Origin of the sequence: Pseudomonas sp. BIOMIG1BAC, assembly GCF_001705995.2 — a bacterium.
GTDB lineage: Bacteria > Pseudomonadota > Gammaproteobacteria > Pseudomonadales > Pseudomonadaceae > Aquipseudomonas > Aquipseudomonas sessilinigenes.
Genome location: NZ_CP049045.1, coordinates 2,027,955 through 2,044,887, shown reverse-complemented (window position 1 = coordinate 2,044,887; position 16,933 = coordinate 2,027,955). Strand labels below are relative to the sequence as shown.

14 protein-coding genes and 4 pseudogenes are annotated in these 16,933 nt (G+C 60.2%); 6 read left to right on the top strand and 12 right to left on the bottom strand.

The window, feature by feature from the left end; translation table 11 throughout:
- Positions 1 to 46 precede the first annotated feature (46 nt).
- From ATY02_RS09580 to ATY02_RS09565, 4 genes and pseudogenes are all read right to left on the bottom strand, one after another.
- The gene (locus ATY02_RS09580; protein ID WP_068578579.1) at positions 47 to 895 is read right to left on the bottom strand and encodes a flagellin domain-containing protein; all 849 of its coding nucleotides are present in this window, start codon (positions 893 to 895) and stop codon (positions 47 to 49) included.
- 489 nt (positions 896 to 1,384) lie between these two features.
- A pseudogene (locus ATY02_RS09575) lies at positions 1,385 to 2,675 on the bottom strand (motility associated factor glycosyltransferase family protein).
- Between the two features lie 80 nt (positions 2,676 to 2,755).
- Positions 2,756 to 3,682 (bottom strand): ketoacyl-ACP synthase III, encoded by a 927-nt coding sequence (locus tag ATY02_RS09570; protein WP_068578582.1) that lies wholly within the window; start codon positions 3,680 to 3,682, stop codon positions 2,756 to 2,758.
- 217 nt (positions 3,683 to 3,899) lie between these two features.
- A pseudogene (locus ATY02_RS09565) lies at positions 3,900 to 4,010 on the bottom strand (SAF domain-containing protein); the annotation flags it as partial.
- Between the two features lie 210 nt (positions 4,011 to 4,220).
- Between ATY02_RS09565 and ATY02_RS09560 the strand changes: the two are divergent.
- From ATY02_RS09560 to flgE, 5 genes are read left to right on the top strand one after another with little or no spacing between them, the layout of a single operon-like run.
- Positions 4,221 to 4,565 carry a hypothetical protein gene (locus ATY02_RS09560; RefSeq protein ID WP_068578584.1) on the top strand — a complete coding sequence of 115 codons (345 nt, stop codon included), beginning with the start codon at positions 4,221 to 4,223 and terminating at the stop codon, positions 4,563 to 4,565.
- 51 nt (positions 4,566 to 4,616) lie between these two features.
- Complete coding sequence (gene flgB, locus ATY02_RS09555; RefSeq protein ID WP_068595672.1) at positions 4,617 to 5,024, top strand: flagellar basal body rod protein FlgB; 408 nt, start codon at positions 4,617 to 4,619, stop codon at positions 5,022 to 5,024.
- Positions 5,025 to 5,027: 3 nt separating this feature from the next.
- Positions 5,028 to 5,471 carry a flagellar basal body rod protein FlgC gene (gene flgC / locus ATY02_RS09550; protein WP_068587379.1) on the top strand — a complete coding sequence of 148 codons (444 nt, stop codon included), beginning with the start codon at positions 5,028 to 5,030 and terminating at the stop codon, positions 5,469 to 5,471.
- Between the two features lie 15 nt (positions 5,472 to 5,486).
- Positions 5,487 to 6,215 carry a flagellar hook assembly protein FlgD gene (flgD, locus tag ATY02_RS09545; RefSeq protein ID WP_164823636.1) on the top strand — a complete coding sequence of 243 codons (729 nt, stop codon included), beginning with the start codon at positions 5,487 to 5,489 and terminating at the stop codon, positions 6,213 to 6,215.
- Positions 6,216 to 6,243: 28 nt separating this feature from the next.
- Positions 6,244 to 7,581 carry a flagellar hook protein FlgE gene (gene flgE / locus ATY02_RS09540; RefSeq protein ID WP_068586271.1) on the top strand — a complete coding sequence of 446 codons (1,338 nt, stop codon included), beginning with the start codon at positions 6,244 to 6,246 and terminating at the stop codon, positions 7,579 to 7,581.
- A 225-nt stretch (positions 7,582 to 7,806) separates the two neighbouring features.
- On the opposite strand, the pseudogene ATY02_RS09535 reads toward flgE, so the two are convergent.
- Positions 7,807 to 8,347 (bottom strand): annotated as a pseudogene (locus ATY02_RS09535) (YkgJ family cysteine cluster protein); the annotation flags it as partial.
- An 87-nt stretch (positions 8,348 to 8,434) separates the two neighbouring features.
- On the opposite strand from ATY02_RS09535, the pseudogene ATY02_RS09530 reads away from it, so the two are divergent.
- A pseudogene (locus ATY02_RS09530) lies at positions 8,435 to 8,647 on the top strand (IS5/IS1182 family transposase); the annotation flags it as partial.
- A gap of 136 nt (positions 8,648 to 8,783) precedes the next feature.
- Here the strand turns inward: ATY02_RS09530 and ATY02_RS09525 are convergent.
- The 7 genes from ATY02_RS09525 to rfbF are packed head-to-tail and all read right to left on the bottom strand — an operon-like array spanning position 8,784 to position 16,861.
- Complete coding sequence (locus ATY02_RS09525) at positions 8,784 to 11,726, bottom strand: TIGR00180 family glycosyltransferase (RefSeq protein ID WP_068585836.1); 2,943 nt, start codon at positions 11,724 to 11,726, stop codon at positions 8,784 to 8,786.
- Between the two features lie 51 nt (positions 11,727 to 11,777).
- On the bottom strand, positions 11,778 to 12,515 hold the full coding sequence (locus ATY02_RS09520) for a cephalosporin hydroxylase family protein (protein ID WP_068585838.1): 738 nt from the start codon (positions 12,513 to 12,515) through the stop codon (positions 11,778 to 11,780).
- A 19-nt stretch (positions 12,516 to 12,534) separates the two neighbouring features.
- Positions 12,535 to 13,605 (bottom strand): class I SAM-dependent methyltransferase, encoded by a 1,071-nt coding sequence (locus ATY02_RS09515; RefSeq protein WP_068585841.1) that lies wholly within the window; start codon positions 13,603 to 13,605, stop codon positions 12,535 to 12,537.
- On the bottom strand, positions 13,595 to 14,464 hold the full coding sequence (locus ATY02_RS09510) for an NAD-dependent epimerase/dehydratase family protein (protein ID WP_068585843.1): 870 nt from the start codon (positions 14,462 to 14,464) through the stop codon (positions 13,595 to 13,597). Before ATY02_RS09510 ends, ATY02_RS09515 begins: the two co-directional genes overlap by 11 nt.
- Entirely contained in the window at positions 14,464 to 15,024 is a 561-nt protein-coding gene (gene rfbC, locus ATY02_RS09505) for a dTDP-4-dehydrorhamnose 3,5-epimerase (protein WP_068585845.1), read from the bottom strand. Before rfbC ends, ATY02_RS09510 begins: the two co-directional genes overlap by 1 nt.
- Complete coding sequence (rfbG, locus tag ATY02_RS09500) at positions 15,021 to 16,106, bottom strand: CDP-glucose 4,6-dehydratase (protein WP_068585848.1); 1,086 nt, start codon at positions 16,104 to 16,106, stop codon at positions 15,021 to 15,023. Before rfbG ends, rfbC begins: the two co-directional genes overlap by 4 nt.
- Positions 16,088 to 16,861: a glucose-1-phosphate cytidylyltransferase gene (rfbF, locus tag ATY02_RS09495; protein WP_068585851.1), complete on the bottom strand. Its 774-nt coding sequence runs from the start codon at positions 16,859 to 16,861 to the stop codon at positions 16,088 to 16,090. Before rfbF ends, rfbG begins: the two co-directional genes overlap by 19 nt.
- Positions 16,862 to 16,933: the final 72 nt, after the last annotated feature.

Here is a 16,933-nt window from a genome sequence, read left to right as displayed (position 1 = left end):
GAGAGAGCACGACCAGCGCACACCCTCGCCAAAGCTCAGTCAGCCATTACTGAAGCAGCTTCAGCACAGCGTTTGGCAGCTGGTTGGCCTGAGCCAGAATTGCAGTCGAAGCCTGTTGCAGAGTCTGTTGCTTGTTCAGTTGGGCCGTTTCAGCAGCGAAGTCGGAATCTTGTACGCGGCCCAGTGCAGCACTGGCGTTTTCATTGATGTTCTGCAGGTTGGAGATGGTGCTGGTCAGACGGTTCTGGGCAGCACCGAGGTCGGCGCGGCTGGAGTTAATTGTCTGTAGAGCAGCGTCGATTTTTTGCAGAGCATTTTTTGTGTTTCCTTCGATTGTAGCGGAGTCGCCAGTGATGGCAATTGTTCCGCTGTCAACACTTAGACTGGCAGCGTCGAACTTAGCGGTCAGGTCGAGGGAAATCTGGTTATCTGGACCGGTGTTGGAACCGACCTGAAAGGTCATAGTTCCAGCACTACCGTCAATCAAGTTCTTGCCGTTCAAGTTAGTCGATTTGGCGATACGAGTCAGCTCGGCCGACATCTGAGAGAACTCTTTGTTCAGAGCCACACGATCATTTGTGCCGTTAGAGTCGTTTCGAGCCTGAACAGCCAGTTCACGCATACGCTGCAGGATGTTGGTGGATTCTTGCATCGCACCTTCAGCGGTTTGGGCAATGGAGATGCCGTCACTAGCGTTCTTGATCGCCATATTCTGACCACGGATCTGCGAAGTCATACGGGTAGCGATCTGCAAGCCAGCAGCGTCGTCTTTTGCACTGTTGATCTTCAGGCCGGAAGACAGACGACTCATCGCAGTCGACAGAGCGTCGGAAGCGCGGTTCAGGTTTCTCTGAACCATCAGCGATGTAACGTTAGTGTTTACTGTTAAAGCCATGACGAATTCCTCGTGGGTTGGGTACTGTGGCTTCCGGCCCTGGCAACCGCCGGGTAATGGCCTAGAGAACCTTCGTAATAGTTATCGTCGCGGATGCAAGTTGCTTTAGGGCTTTTTCAAAAATATTTGCCATCACCCTGCCACCCCTTTAAATACAAGGGCTTAAACCCCTACCCAACGAAAAACTGACGCCAGAAAACCTTGCCCGACAAGGCACACATTCAATCGGCGCCCCCCTCCTGCAGCCAATCCACCAGCTCATATTCCAGATAGTCGGCGAGCCCCAGCCAGTCCTGCGCGCCCTGGCACGCCAGCATCGCCCCCCCCCAACAGCCGCGCCCAGTCCTGCTGAAACGCCCCCGGTGCGGTATCCACCCGCGCCTGCACCGACTCGAACAGGTCGATCATGCCCCGCCGCCTCGACATCGCACCCCAGGCGAAACAGCCTCGCAACCGCCCGAGCGCGGGCCAACAACGGCTCAAGCGGCTTCATTGGACATAGTCTCCATGAAAGGTGGTACCGGCGATCATCGCGCCACTACGGCTGGTATTGAAGAAAGCAACATCAGGCCGAGCCTCGATGTATCGCTCCAACTCGCAGAGGTAACTGCAAAAATTGAGCTGGGTCCTCACTCGCTGCCCGTGACCATCGAGCACCCAATGCCTGGCCACGCCCAGCTGTGACCCCAGATCTCCATCCTCCCAGCCGGCATGGGTACGGTTTAGCGCAAAAGCAAAATCCGCACTGAATAGCGTGATGCGCTTGCCGCCCATCCTCACTGCCAGGTCTACCGCCGGATGAATCACGCTGCCGCCAGAGTGCAGCTGCGCGCGAGGCAGGCGCTGGCGCAGCACCTGGAACACATCGCTGGCTGAGTAGCCGACGTAACGCGGCCCCTGCCAGCCTTCGAGCACCTGCGGATCGGCCAGGGGCATATAGACCAGGGTCGCCCCCTCACTGTCCTGGGGGCGGTAGATGCCGAGTGGAGATCCGCTGGTCGATGCTCACCACCAGATCCGGCCGGATGCCATTCCTGCGCAGCGGCATATAGGCCGTATCGACACACATCAACAGCGGCCTGTGCGCCTGGCCGACCAAGGCACGCAATGCACCAAAGTGCTGCTCCAGGCTCGGCCCGGTAGCGATGACGAAAACCTCTCGCCCCACACAGGTATCGAGCAGCTGGGCGACATCAGGATCGATCGCGACCCACGGTTCCACGGCCACAAGCCGCTCCTGGAGCTGCTCCACATCTTCACTGAACAGTCGGTTATTGAAGGCCAGGTGGGTCTCGCTGATCAGCCGGTCACGAATCTTCGCGCTGTGATCGTCCGCCAGCACCAGCTCGGCCGGCAGGGCGAAGAACGGCAACTGGATCTCGCGCAAGTCACCGGCGTACAGCAACTCCACCCGCGGGTCGGCCAGCCAGCCGTCCTGCTCCAGCAGCTGCAGCACCAACTTGAACACGGCACCGTTGAGAATATGCACATAAAGGCGCTCAAGGGATGGCCTGGCCAATAACTCCAACTGCAGGTCGCCAAGCCCCGTTCCATACAAATGCAGCACCGCCTCCTGGGGCAAGCTGGCCGCCTGTTGCCGAGCCTCCAGGGTACGGTCATGGCGACTGGTCAACTGGATGCCGGAAATGCTCAGGGTCGACCCCAGTCCTTGCACCAGGTCCGCCTGCAGGGCGGCGCCATCCTCAGCCTCGATCCGGGTCTGCAGCGCCGGCCAGCGCTCTCTCAGTACCCGGGCGTTATGTTCAAAGCAGTCGCTCATGCTGCCTCGCCTTTGAGTAATGCAAAAAAAGCGCTCAAGACCATGGCTTGAGCGCCCCATTCATTACCGTGAGCAGATCGTCACGCGCGGTAGATGATCGCCGCCCCCCAGGACAGGCCAACACCGAAGCCGCTCAGGGCCACGCGCTTCCAGTTGGAGTCGAACATATGCTTCTCCAACAGCAGCGGGATGCTCGAAGACACAGTATTGCCGGTTTCCACCATGTCCTTGATGAATTTCTCAGGATTGTCCTCGAAACGCCGGGCCACGGCGTCAACGATGGCGGCACTGCCCTGGTGGATGCAGAAGGCATCGATATCCTCAGGCTGCAAGCCTGACTCACCCAGCAGTTCGTGCAGGTGGGCCGGGACCTTGAGCAGGGCGAAGTTGAACACCTGGCGGCCATTCATGAAGAACACACCATCGGACACCTTCAAGTGTGCAGCTCCGGAGCCATCGGTGCCGAACTTGGCCTTGCCCAACTGCCAGGGCGCATCCTCACCCAACCAGGTGGCGGTCGCCGCATCACCGAACAACATGGTGGTGTTGCGATCCTCGGGATCGACGATCTTCGAATAAGGGTCGGCAGTCACCAGCAGGCCATTTTTCAGCCCGGCGGCCTCCATGAAGCCCTTGATGGCATAGATGCCGTAGACATACCCGGAGCAGCCCAGGGAAATATCGAAGGCCGCCACGCTGGTTGAAAGGCCCAGCTTGTCCTGAACGATCGCCGCGGTATGGGGCAAGCCCTCCTCGTCGCCGTTCTGGGTGACCACGATCAGCACGTCAATGGCTTCGCGCTTGAGTTCGGGGTTGTTGGCGAACAATGCATTGACTGCTTCGACGCACAGGTCGGAAGTTTCTTGGGCGGCCTCTTTGCGAGGCAGGAAGGCCGATCCGATCTTGCCCAGGATGAATTCTTCATCCTTGCCGAATTTTGCACCTTGTGCGTAGTTATCCAGGCCGGCTACAGGCACGTAGCTCGCAATGCTTTTTATGCCAATCATTACGGCTTCCCAATAATAAACAGCTCAATACCCCCGCTCAGTCACCTGGCAGGGGCTGCCGAAAAAACACGGATCATTCCGCGAGCATAGCGTTATCGGGAAGAACCAAGGGCTGTCACGCAAGGCTGGCGCCATCTTCCCGAGCCATACATTACAGTGAAGATGCACGTTATGACCTATAGGTCACGCCATTGGACCGAATCACCCGGATAAAGGCTTATTCGACGAGCGTCCAATCCAGCGCGGTGCCACGTTTCAGCGCCTGGCGCGCGCGCCGCCCGAGCAACGCCTCATAGTGCTTGGGCGCCAGCCCTGACCGAATCGCCCGTCAAACAGGTAGGTCGACACTTCGGCCGCTTCTCCCTGGCGATCGTAGCGCAGCATGCCCACAGGGCCGTCAAGCAGCTCGGCGATCAGCAACAGGCGTTCTGGATCGTCCAGCGCACCTGTCAGCTATTGCACATGCTCCTGCCAGCCCGCAAGTTCGGACTGCCTTGACCAACGCCTTACGGCTTCCGCGTTGCGCCCCTCGAACAACATGGCCGGCTACCAGCGCAACACCGCGCAGAACAGCGACGCGCTGCACGCCCAGGCCATCCACCAGCTCACGCCCGCGCCCGGACAGGCAGTGGCGCAATCCGGGACTCTCGACAAACAAGCCCACGGTCGGTACTTCATCCTCACAGTCGTGCATCAATTGGGTAATCTTCGGGAAATGCTCGCACAGTTGTTCTGCTACCTACCAGCGCTATACCGGGGCGGCAGGACTATTGCCGCTTTGCCGGCGCTTCGCGGAAATCCGTTGCCGCTTTTCTGGCATTTGCCGCTTTGTCACTACCGGGAAAGCCCCCGAAAAATGGGGGTTTATTGGCTTGGCACGTAGTTTGCTCAGTTCAGGGTAACGAAAAATCAGGTTTCCCAAAGGTTTCCCGACATGAGCATCAGCTTCGATAAAGCGCTCGGTATCCACGAACAGGCTCTTGGCTTTCGCGCCAGGCGCGCCGAGGTGCTGGCCAACAACATTGCCAACGCCGATACCCCTAACTACAAGGCTCGGGACCTGGACTTCTCAGCTGTGCTCGCCGATCAGGTCGACAAGACCAAGAACGGCAGCTTTGCCTTGAACCTGACCAATAACCGACACATCGAAGCCCAGGGGCTGAGCCAGGGCGACGAGTCGTTGCAATATCGCACGCCGATGCAGCCCTCGATCGACCAGAACACTGTGGATGCCCAGCTCGAGCAGTCGAACTATGCGCAGAACTCGGTGGACTTCCAGGCCAGCTTCACGCTGCTCAACAGCAAATTCAAAGGGCTGGTTGCAGCCCTGCGCGGAGAGTAATCCATGTCCCTTGCCAGTGTTTTCAATATTGCCGGTAGTGGCATGAGCGCCCAGACCACTCGTCTGAACACCGTTGCCAGTAACATCGCCAACGCCGAGAGCGTGTCGTCGAGCATCGACCAGACCTATCGCGCTCGTCACCCGGTGTTCGCCACCATGTTCCAGAACGCCCAGGGCGGTGGCAGTGGCTCGCTGTTCCAGAACCAGGATGCCGCCGGCCAAGGGGTACAGGTGCTGGGCGTGGTGGAGGACCAAAGCAATCTCGAGCCCCGTTACGAGCCCAATCATCCGGCTGCCGACGCCAAGGGGTATGTCTATTACCCCAACGTCAATGTGGTGGAAGAGATGGCCGACATGATTTCTGCCAGTCGCTCGTTCCAGACCAACGCTGAAATGATGAATACCGCCAAAACCATGATGCAGAAGGTCCTGACCCTCGGTCAGTGATAAGGGGCGAATTCGATGAGCGTTACTGATACCACTACCGCCCCATCCCTCAAGGATGTGTTGGCCAATTCGTCGAAGAAAACCGCGAATACCAGTGCCGATGGCATTGCCGCGGCGACCAACAGTGCCACTGGCAAGAAGGGCCTGGGCAAGGATGCGTTCCTCAAATTGCTGGTGACCCAGCTGAAAAACCAGAATCCGTTGAACCCACAGGAAAACAGTGCATTCGTTGCCCAATTGGCGCAGTTCTCGACCCTGGAGGGGATTACTACCCTCAATGAATCGGTGAACTCTATCGCAGGCAACTACAAGTCCTCCCAGGCCTTGCAGGCGTCTTCCCTGGTGGGGCGCTCGGTGATTGTCCAGAGCGGTACTACTCAGGTTGACACAACCAAGAGCATGACGGGGTCGGTGATGATCCCGGCCAGCGTCAACTCGGTGACCCTGACCATCACCGACAAGGACGGCAACACCGTCAAAACTATCGACATGGGCAGCCAGAAGGCTGGCAACGCCAGTTTTGTCTGGGATGGCACCAAGACCGACGGGACCAAGGCCGCGCCGGGCAACTACAGCTTCAAGGCCAGCACGACTATCGATGGCAAGGGTACTGCCTTGGTCACCTACCTGCCGGCCACGGTCAACAGCGTCACCATCAGCCAGACCGGTGGTGAGTTGATGCTGAACCTGGCAGGCATGAGCAACCCGATCGGGCTGTCCAAAATTCAAACTATTGGTATTTAGAGCCGGCTAGCGGCAAAAGGAGTGGAATATGTCTTTTAATATCGGCCTTAGTGGCCTCTACGCTGCCAGCAAACAACTGGATGTGACCGGCAACAACATCGCCAACGCGGCGACCACCGGCTTCAAATCGTCCCGGACAGAGTTCACCGACGTGTATTCGGCCACCAAGTTGGGCAGCGGTACCCAGGTGGTGGGCAACGGCGTACGTCTGGCCAACGTTTCCCAGCAGTTCAGAAACGGTGATATCAACAACACTGGTAACGTGCTGGACATGGGCATTCAGGGTCAGGGCTTCTTCGTGCTGAGCACCAACGGTTCGCTGTCCTATACCCGTGCCGGCACCTTCAAGACCGACAAGGAAGGCTACATCACCAACAGTGATGGCACTGCCCGCCTGCAGGGCTATGGCGTGGATGCCAACGGCAAGATCATCAATGGCGTGCTGACCGACCTGCGGATCGATACCTCGAACTTGCCGCCAAAGCCAACCGATGCGATCTCCTCGACCATCAACCTGAACTCCAGCGCCGATGTCATCGACACCACGGCCGCGACCTACAAGTTCAACCCTACCGATAACACTACCTATACCAAGCAGTTCAGTACCCCGATCTATGACACCCAGGGCAACAAGCACGTCATGGACCAGTACATGATCAAGACCGGTCCTAACCAGTGGCAGACCTATACCCTGGTCGACGGTGTCAATCCGAACGGGAGCGCCTACAACAACCCGATGCAGTCGCCGATCACCATCAACTTCGACTCCTCGGGCAAGCTGGCTTCCATCACGCCCCCGGCTTCACCTGGCGTAAGCCCATTCACTGTGAGTGGTAACAAACTTGTCATGTCGGCTACAGCCTGGACACCAGGTACTGTGACCAACGGCGTTTTCACCCCTAACGGCGCCAAGGCTGCTCCGGGCGGAGTCAGCATCGACATGACCAAGACCGGTTCGGTACTCGGTGACAGCAACCGCTCGGTGATCGTGCAGAATGGCTATTCCACTGGACAGATCACCAACCTGACGATCGATGGTAGCGGTGTCCTGCAGGCCAACTTCAGTAACGAGCAGACCAAGGCAATCGGCCAGATATCCCTGGCCAGCTTCACCAACGAGCAAGGCCTGCAGCCGGTAGGCGGCACCCAGTGGAAAGAAACCTACGCTTCGGGTACCCCGGGTTATGATGCACCGAGGACTGGCACCTTGGGTTCAATCCAATCCAACGCCCTGGAAGAATCCAACGTCAACCTGACCAACGAACTGGTGAACCTGATCAAGGCCCAGAGCAACTATCAGGCGAACGCCAAGACCATCTCCACCCAGGCCAGTATCATGCAGACCATCATTCAGATGGGTCGATGATTGTCTGACGCGCTGGACAAGAATCCCTCCTCTATTTTTTATACTTGGTCGTTATCATTTGAGGTCACCTCAGAATTCAGAAAAATCGTACGCAAAGAGGATGTAGACAAAATCAAGTAAACTCCTTGCATCTTGCCTACACAGCGTTGAGCCACGCCTAAAACTGGAGACCCACCCGTAATTGGGGCAGAGCATTATCCACTGCCGAGCAGGCTCGCCCGTGCCCGGCAGATAGGCGGTAAAACCATTGCTCTTCAAGCGCCGTGGTACACATGCCCAGGCGGGCGCAGATGGCCTGCTTGAGCTGGATGTCATCACGGTCGGCCTGGCGCGAGCGCTGGATCAGCCCGGCCAGTTCCTCATCCACCAGTTGCCCGCCGAGGATCAACTGCGGGCCCTGTTCCCAGGATTCCGGCGGGCAATCCTTGGCCGTGGGGGCCAGAGGAATGTGTGGGTTGATCTCCATGGGGTAGATACGGCACACCAACGGCCGACGTTCATAGATGCGGCATAGTTGGTCTTCGTCAAGATTCCGGCAGGGGCCGACGTTATAGGCCGCGAAGGTGATCGCTACATAGGCATCGGTGGTGCCGCTGGGCACACGACAGGAACGGCGCTGGGCATGTTCTCGCTGTTGCTCCGGCAAACTCAGGCCATTGCCCAGGAAGGCGATCACCTGGCCGCCATCGGCCGCCCAGGCGCGGGCTTCGGTGAGGTGGTCGTGGCAGCACTTGCCACAGCCTACGCAGGAAAACCGAGTGTTCATGGCACGAGCAACCAGAGTGGATACTGGCACTGAAGCAAGAAGGCACTACACCATGCTTTTCAATCAGGGTTGGTGCTTTCAGCAGCACGACACAGCGTCTTGTACAAAAACAATCGCAAGATCAAAAAAGCTAAGGCACGGCATCACCCGTTTTCGGTGCTCAAGCGCCAGTTCGATCATATGAAGACACGTTTCCGTGGCCTTACCAAGAACACCGCGCAGTTGATGACGTTGTTCGCCCTATCGAGCCTGTGGATGGCACGCCGACAGCTGCTGACTCATGCAGGAAAGGTGGGGCTGTATGTGGGAAATGGCCGCTACGAGATACGCGTAGCGGCTAAAAACAAAGGAAGAGCGGGTGATCTGATCGTTTTTGATCAGTTTGCCGCGTTCAAAATCGGCGGAGACTGAAATCGAGTAGAAATGCAGGGCTACTTCAGACCATCCCTAGTAGCTGCAACCAATCCACCCGGCTTTCGACCTCCAGGACGAACCCCTTGCCAGCCAGCTCCAGGTTTTCGTTGTAATTGACATCCTGGGCAAAGCGCGCCGCCCACTTGTCCTTCAGGGCCGCGGCAGCCTGCGGGTTGTCAGCCAGGGTGCCCGGGTGCAGGATCTGCGCCTGCGGCGTCAACACAGTGAGATAACCGGCATCGGCAGTCTTCAGGCACAGGTCGACATCGGCGAAAGCCTGGTCGAAGTGTTCTTCGTCCAGTCCACCGACAGCCTCGTAGAGGTCCTTGGCCAGCATCAGGCAAGCGCCGGACACCGCCGAGTAGTTCTTCTCCACCCACAAGCTGTTCATGTAGCCCGGTGCATCCTTGGCCTCGCCGGCAAAGGCCGCGCCCAGGTGGCCATTGAGCCCCAGGATCAGGCCAGCCTGGGTGGTCAGGCCCTGCTCATCGACCAAGCGGGCACCGACCACCCCGACCTCAGGACGCTGGGCCTGGTTGAGCAGGCTCTCCATCCAGTTGGCGTTGACCACCTCGGCATCCGAGGACAGCAGCACCAGGTACTCGCCCTTGGCCTCCCGGCAAGCGGCGTTGTACAGCGCCGAGTGGCTCAGGCGCCGCTCACTGCGCAGCACGCGGATGCGCTCGCCACGGCTCTCAAGGCTGGCCAGCCAGCTGTCGAGCTCGGCATTCTGGCTATGATTCTCCGCGATCAACACTTCGTAGCGCTGGTAGCGGGTACGTTGCAGCACGCTCACCAGGCAGCGCTGCAACTGGGCGAAGTTATCCTGGCTGGCCAGGATGATCGATACCAACGGCCGCTCGGCATGCTGGTAGTCGATCTGGTAGGTACCTGGCTGCGCCGAGCCGATCTGGGCCCGATAGCCCCGTGCGGCCAGGTTGCGAGTCAGTACCTGGCGCTCCTCGGCATGGGCTTCATCGCCCGGGGCCTGGCAAATCAGCAACGGCTCGGCCAGGTGCGCAAGGCCGCCCAAGCCACCGTCCTGGATCAGGCGCAGCAACACATCCAGCTCCAGCGCTTGCTTGAGCTCAGTGGAGAACCCGCCAATCGCCAACAGGGCCTGGCGTTGCAACAGCCAATGCCGCGCCATCAACGACGGCGCGCCCTGCAACTGGTCCAGGTTGATCCCTGGGCGCCACACCATGCTCAGGGTCGCATCGCTGCGGCGCTGGACCTCGTCCATGGCCACGGCACGAATGCCTTCGACGCCCGCCAGCTCGAGGCTGGCCCGCAGCAGGCCACTGGCGGTGAATTGATCGCCGGCCGCCGCCATCAGCACCCACTGGGCAGCGGACTGGGCCACCGCCTGGTTGATCCGCTCGACGTAGTTGCTGTGCGTCACCTTGACGAAATGCAGGGTGTCCCGGGCCGTGGTCGTGGCTGGCAGGTCGCCCGTGGTGAAGACCACCAGCTTGAACGCCTTGTAGTGGCTGGCGACCAGGCTATCGAGGGTGGCCTGCAACTTGACCATGCTGGCATCGAGATCGAGCAGCAGGATCTGTACCTGCGGCACGCCCCCCTGGCGGGCCTGGTGCGCGGCGATCGCGCTCAGCTGTGCAGGCTGTGGAGCTCGCGCCTCGAGCCAATTGAGCAAACGGCCCGACCCGGTGGCGTCGAGCAGCTCGCGCCCCTGCGGCCCCGGCACCGACTCCAGGCGCTCGGCCCAGGCTTGCAGCTTGCGCAGCTCTTGTGGCTCGTCGCTGTCCTGCATGGCCTCGACCAGGCGCTTGACCACCTGGCGGTTGAACAGGTTCAGCCCCAGGGCCTCCCACAACCGGCTGCGCAGGCTGCGCGGCGTATCGTTGGGCTGCACGCGCATCAGCTCTTCCTGGCGCAGCAATACGCCTTCAAGTTCCTTGAGCTGGACCCGACCGGCAGGCATCGCGTGCATGAGGAATTCGAACTGGGTCAGCAGATCGAACATCGGCTTGTTGTAGAACGGCATCTCGACAAACTGCTCCGGACCGAAGGAGCGTACCGGCTCATCTCCCACCTCGACCCAGGCCGAACGGAAGATCATCGTCCCCTTGAGCGAACGTCCGCTGGTCAAGCATTCGGCCATGGCCGCGAAGCTGTCCAGGGCAATCTGCTTGACCTGCTGCGGGTCACGGCCGCTGAAACCACTGGGCAACGAGGCCAGGAACTCCGCGAATGACTCCCGCTGCGCCACCGACTGCGCATCGTTGTACATCAACACCGTCAGCACGTTGGTGTTGTGTTCCGAAGCCCCATAGTTGGCTTCACGCACGGCAAAGGGAATTGGCAGCACCCGGGCCTTGGCGCAGGCCAGCAGGTAGAAGCTGTGGCCGATCTCCTGCCATTCGAAATTCGTCCCCGCCGGCAACTGGTTGTACCACTGCTGCAACAGGTCGGTGCGGGTCACGGCATAGAATGGCGGCAGGAAATGCCCAAGGAAATCCTTGACCCGCTGTTCCGGATCTTCGCTGGCATAGTCCTCGATTCCCCGGCGATCGCGACGGTAATAGGCGGTTTCCGAAGCCCTGGCCAGGTACATCATCCCGTAGCCATGGCACACCCCGTAGTCGGGATGGGCTTCAAGGAACTCCACCGATGCGGTCAAGGCATCGTGGATCAGGAAATCATCATCGGCGGCAAACACCATGTAGGGCGTGGTCACCAGGTTCACGCCATAGGTCAGCTTGTCCTGCAGCCCCTCGTAGGTGAACTGCGGCAGGTGCCGGTAATCGACCTGGGGATAGCGCTGGGCGATGGACTCGTCGGCTTGCGGCGAGGAGTCCAGCACCAGGATCGAACACGGATAAGTGCTGTAGTACTGCAAGGTACGTTGCAGGAACGCCTTGCGCTTGTGAGTCATCACCACCAGTGTGATTCGTTCGCTCAACGGCGCTGTATCAGTCTTCATTGTCTTGTCTTCAACCCACATATGCCTTTCCCCACCAACGGCCAAGCGCCTGGTTCCTGCCGCTATTGATATTCAACGAACCCGACGCAGATAGCCGTCCGGTGCCACGGTGATCAGCAGCTTGTTCTGCATCTGATAGTCGATCTCGAAATCACGGTTCTCCTCCAGATAGGCCCACACTGCGGTCTTCGGGTTGTCTCCCGGCCCCCAGGGACGATCCGGGAAGAAGTCTGCCGGCATGTCCTCGACAACCGTGTCCATGACCACGCAATAGCTATCCACCGACACCAGAGGCGCATACAGGCGCAGCTCTTCGAGCACATGCTCGTGGGTGTGGTTGGAGTCCAGGACCAGGATCACTTTCTTGCCGGCGGCAGCGGCCCGTACCAGCTCGGCGATGGCCGGATCGATGCTCGAACCCTCGATCATGCGAATACGCTTGCTCATCGGATGCTGCTCGATGGCCTCGCGGTTGTGGGGACGAATGTCCAGGTCGATCCCCAGCACTTCGCCATGGCCCTGCAACTCCAGCAGCGAGGCGTAGTAGATGATCGACCCGCCATGGGCGATGCCGCACTCGATTATCAGGTCCGGCTTGACCTGCCAGATGATCTCTTGCATCGCCATCATGTCCTGGGGCAACTGGATGATCGGCCGCCCCATCCAGGAGAAGTGATAGCTGTACTTGTGGGTCGCGGACTCATTGAAAAAGTCCCGGGCCAGGCCCTTGAGCTTTTCATCCTGGCCCTGGGCGCTGATCTGCGCCTGGCACTCTTGTTCGAAGGCTTGAATGACGTTGTTCTCGCTCATGTTCGGGTCTCACTGAAAACTATCGGAATGAAGCGCTGTCGACGGCGTGATAGACATAACGGCCATCGGTCATGCGCTTGATCTCTTCTAGGTAATTGGAATTCATCACGAACAGGTTGGCCCCTTCCGACAGCGCCTGCATGGCCTCTTGCGGCGATGACACGCGCATGCCGCTCAGCGGCATGTAGCGCCCTTGCTTGGCAGGGTTGATGTCCACCACCTGGTCCACCGCCACTCCGGCGCGTTGCAGGAACAGCGAATAGATCACGCCCTTGGAAGATGCCCCCCAGATACCGGCACCCGCCTGCGGAGCCGAACCGATGATGCGCTTGGCCTGCTCGATGCTGGCGGTGAAGTCCACCGGCATCTGCAAAGGCTGGACAGGCGCCTGCAACGGGTCCTTGAAGCTACCGAGGTCCGCGACCACATACAGGTACTGGCCACCGAACAGGTGCCCGGCCTCATGCACCGTGCCGAACATCCGCCGCAAGTCGTCGAGGCGGAAATAGTTCACGTGCTCGTAGAACACATCGAACCAGGCACGATGCTCCAGGATCCAGTCGAAGCAAGGCACCTCGATATAGATCTGCCCACCCTGGTTGGCCCTGGCGATTTCCTTGAGGAACGCCAGCGGGTCGGCAATGTGCTCCAGCACATGGCGCAGCACGATGGCCTCGGCGGACAACCCCAGGTCACGGGTGAACGGGGCCTTGATCACTTCTGGATTATCGCCCTCGTAGGCCGGGTCGATACCGGTGATGGCGTAATCCAGGCCGCGCAACAGCTCGAGGAAATACCCCTTGCCGCAACCGACCTCGATCAGCCTTTGTCCCTTGAAGTGCCGGGCGACAATGCCCTCGACATCCATCAGGTGCCGCTGGAACTGCGCCGAATGGGCCTGTTCGTTCTGGTAGTCGCTGTCGTAGCTGAGCTTGTCGGCATCGAAGGCCTGGTTATAGACCAACCCGCTTTGCAGGTCCTGCACCAGGACCATGTCCGCGCTGGCCGAAGCCTGGGCGCTGCGAGCATCGGCGAAGGTGCGGTTCTGCAACACCGGCAGGTCGGCGACCCGATACAACTCATGCGTCATGTGCAGCTCCCGTCAATTGTCGCAGGCGCTGGTTCAAGCCCCAGAACGCCATGGGTTCGTAGTCCGGATAGGGGTAGTGTCCAAGATTCAGGCGGATCGACGAGCCACGCTGGGCGATCTGCCGCTCCACCAGCGAACGCACCGATACCGGCTGGCCGCTGGAACAGTTGACGGCCCCGGAGAACGTCCGGACCTGCAACAGCGCGGCCAACTGCTCGGCAGCGTCCTCGATGGCCTGGTAATCCCGTAGCTGCTCGCCACCGGACATGTCGAAAGACTCGTCACCGGCATCGATGGCCCGATCCAGGGCCGCCAGCAGGCTCTTCGGATTCTGTCCCGGCCCATGGAGGTAGAACAGCCGGGCCCATTGCAAGCTGAAAGGCACGTGCTGCTGCAAGGCCTGGAGGAACAAGTTCAGGCTGTGCTTGGCCAGGCCATAGGGATTGCCTGGCCGAGCCTCGGCCTGCTCGTCCAGCGGCCCGCTCTGCATGCCGTACTCGAAACAGGTACCGGTGACCAGCACCTGGGAGACGCCAGCCTCGACCACCGCCTTGATGAAGCGGTAGTCGGCCATCAGGTTGTGCTCCAGGTGAAACAGCGCCTGGTAGTTCGGCAGGCCAGGCCAGGCCAGGTGCGCCAAGGCATCGACGCCATCCACCAGCGCCGCCATGTCGATATCCGCGGCATGCACATCCTGGGCACGAAACTCCACGGCCTCGAACCAGGGCATCCGGCGGGCCTTCTCCACATCCCGGGCCACCGCCCGCACCTGGCAGCCGCGGGCCAGCAAGGCCGCGACCAGGTGCCGGCCAACAAAGCCGGTGGCCCCGGTGACCAGCACATGTCGCGGACAACTCATCAGAGTCGGACTCCGCGAAAATGCGCATCCACCCATGGATGGCAGGCATCCTTGGACGACAAGTTCTTAACGGGTAACGGCCATGTGATCGCCAGCATCGGATCGCAAACAGACAATCCGGCTTCATGATCCGGAGCATAGTCTGCATCGGTAAAATACAACACCTCGCTGTCGTCGGTCAGTGCCTGGAAACCATGGGCGAATCCCGCTGGAACCAGCAAACTTTGCCCGTCATCGGCACGCAGCTCTTGCCCGTGCCACTGCAAGAATGTTGGCGAGTCGGGACGCAAATCCACTGCTACGTCCCAGACGGCGCCGCGAGTACAAGTGATCAGCTTAGACTCGGCATACCCGGCTTGCTGGTAATGCAGACCACGCACACTACCCTGCACCAGGGTCCGGGAATAGTTGATCTGACGAACATCAAACTGACGTCCCTGCTGGCTCAGGCTGGTTTGACAGAACAGCCTGGCAAAACGCCCACGTTCATCGCAAAACACCTTTTGTTGAATCAAATAAAGTCCTTCCAGCCCCACTGCCTGGAACTTGATGTCACTCATGCCAGCCCCTTTTGATAGAGATTAATTTGATCGAATGTCACTCTTCGCATGTCCGCACCGCCCTTCCAGGCCAGGTGCCAGTCCAGGGTCTGCGTCAGGCATTGCTCCAGGCTCCAGCGCGGCTTCCAGCCCAGCAGTTGGCGGGCGCGGCTGCTGTCCAGGCGCAACAGCCCGGCCTCATGCAGTCCACTCGGTTCGATTCGCAAGCCCGGCGCTGCCGGCCAATGCCGGGCCAGCAACTCCACGACATCGCCGACGCTGCACATGTCCTGCTCGCTAGGGCCGAAATTCCAGGCCCCGGCGAACTCCGGGCCTTGCTGGTACAACCCGGCGGCCAGTTGCAGGTAGCCGGCCAGGGGCTCCAGGGCGTGCTGCCAGGGACGCACGGCCTGGGGATAGCGCAAGGTCACCGGTTCACCGACGGACCAGGCCTTGAGCACATCGGGTATCAAGCGCTCCGGCGCGAAGTCACCGCCGCCCAGGACATTGCCGGCACGTGCCGTGGCCAGGGCCAGGCCGTGCTCGTCATGACGCCGGGCAGGAAAAAACGACGACGCATAGGACTGCGCCAGCAATTCGCAGCAGGCCTTGCTGCTGCTATAGGGATCATGCCCGCCCAGGGGCTCGTTCTCCCGGTAGGGCCACAGCCACTCCTGGTTGGCATAGACCTTGTCGGTAGTGACCAGCACGCAGGCTCGTACTCCGCCGACCTGGCGGATCGCCTCCAACAGGTTCAGGGTGCCCATGACGTTGCTCGAGTAAGTACCCAGCGGGTCGCGGTAGGCCTCGCGGACCAGCGGCTGGGCCGCCAGGTGCAGGACGATCTCCGGCTCCGTGCGGGCAATCAGCTCCAGCAGGCTGCCCAGGTCGCGCAGATCGCCGCGATGGGCGTCGATGCCTTCGGCCACCCGGGCCAGCTCGAACAGGCTCGGCTCGGTTCCAGGGTCCAGGGCGAAACCGCTGACCTGGGCGCCCAGGCTCTCCAGCCACAGGCTCAGCCAACTGCCCTTGAAGCCGGTGTGGCCGGTCAGCAGGACACGCTTGCCCCGCCAGAATTGCGCGCTCAGTCCCACTGCTTCCACGGGGCCTCCCCGCTTTGCCAGAGTTGTTCCAGGTGATTCTTGTCGCGCAGGGTATCCATCGGCTGCCAGAAGCCGCCGTGCTCGAAGGCTCGCAGTTGCTCGGCCCGGGCCAATTGCATCAGCGGCTCCGCTTCCCAGGTGGTGCTATCGCCCTGTATGTAAGGCAGCACCTTGGGCGACAGGACAAAGAACCCGCCATTGATCCAGCCACCATCGCCCCGAGGTTTCTCGGTGAAGCCCAGGACCTGGTCGCCATCGCGCTCCAGAGCGCCATAGCGGCCGGGCGGCTGCACCGCCGTCACCGTGGCCAGCTTGCCGTGGGCCTTGTGGAACGCCACCAGGGCGCCGATATCCAGGTCGGACACGCCATCGCCATAGGTGAAACAGAACGCTTCTTCGTCCTGCAGGTAACGCCCGGCCCGACGCAGGCGACCACCGGTCATGGTCTCCTCGCCCGTGTCGATCAGGGTCACGCTCCAGGGCTCGCTGTAGTTCTGGTGCACATCCATGCGGTTGTTGCGCATGTCGAAGGTCACGTCCGAGGTGTGCAGGAAGTAGTTGGCGAAGAAGTCCTTGATCGCGTAGCCCTTGTAGCCCAGGCAAATCACAAAGTCATGGATCCCATGGGCGGAATACAACTTCATGATGTGCCAAAGAATTGGCTTGCCGCCGATCTCGATCATGGGCTTGGGCTTGAGATGGGACTCCTCGCTGATACGCGTACCCAGGCCACCTGCCAGAATTACTGCCTTCATCGCTGTCCTCTTGCTCTTCGCGGGCTGAATCAGCCCTCTTGAGGCCTGGCAGAGCACCAGACGCAGATCCCA

Excerpts from the sequence above, each read along its gene's own strand:
- ATY02_RS09580 (WP_068578579.1), bottom strand. The coding sequence starts at position 895 with ATGGCTTTAACAGTAAACACTAACGTTACATCGCTGATGGTTCAGAGA.
- ATY02_RS09570 (WP_068578582.1), bottom strand. The coding sequence starts at position 3,682 with ATGATTGGCATAAAAAGCATTGCGAGCTACGTGCCTGTAGCCGGCCTG.
- ATY02_RS09560 (WP_068578584.1), top strand. The coding sequence starts at position 4,221 with ATGGCCGGCTACCAGCGCAACACCGCGCAGAACAGCGACGCGCTGCAC.
- flgB (WP_068595672.1), top strand. The coding sequence starts at position 4,617 with ATGAGCATCAGCTTCGATAAAGCGCTCGGTATCCACGAACAGGCTCTT.
- flgC (WP_068587379.1), top strand. The coding sequence starts at position 5,028 with ATGTCCCTTGCCAGTGTTTTCAATATTGCCGGTAGTGGCATGAGCGCC.
- flgD (WP_164823636.1), top strand. The coding sequence starts at position 5,487 with ATGAGCGTTACTGATACCACTACCGCCCCATCCCTCAAGGATGTGTTG.
- flgE (WP_068586271.1), top strand. The coding sequence starts at position 6,244 with ATGTCTTTTAATATCGGCCTTAGTGGCCTCTACGCTGCCAGCAAACAA.
- ATY02_RS09525 (WP_068585836.1), bottom strand. The coding sequence starts at position 11,726 with ATGTGGGTTGAAGACAAGACAATGAAGACTGATACAGCGCCGTTGAGC.
- ATY02_RS09520 (WP_068585838.1), bottom strand. The coding sequence starts at position 12,515 with ATGAGCGAGAACAACGTCATTCAAGCCTTCGAACAAGAGTGCCAGGCG.
- ATY02_RS09515 (WP_068585841.1), bottom strand. The coding sequence starts at position 13,605 with ATGACGCATGAGTTGTATCGGGTCGCCGACCTGCCGGTGTTGCAGAAC.
- ATY02_RS09510 (WP_068585843.1), bottom strand. The coding sequence starts at position 14,464 with ATGAGTTGTCCGCGACATGTGCTGGTCACCGGGGCCACCGGCTTTGTT.
- rfbC (WP_068585845.1), bottom strand. The coding sequence starts at position 15,024 with ATGAGTGACATCAAGTTCCAGGCAGTGGGGCTGGAAGGACTTTATTTG.
- rfbF (WP_068585851.1), bottom strand. The coding sequence starts at position 16,861 with ATGAAGGCAGTAATTCTGGCAGGTGGCCTGGGTACGCGTATCAGCGAG.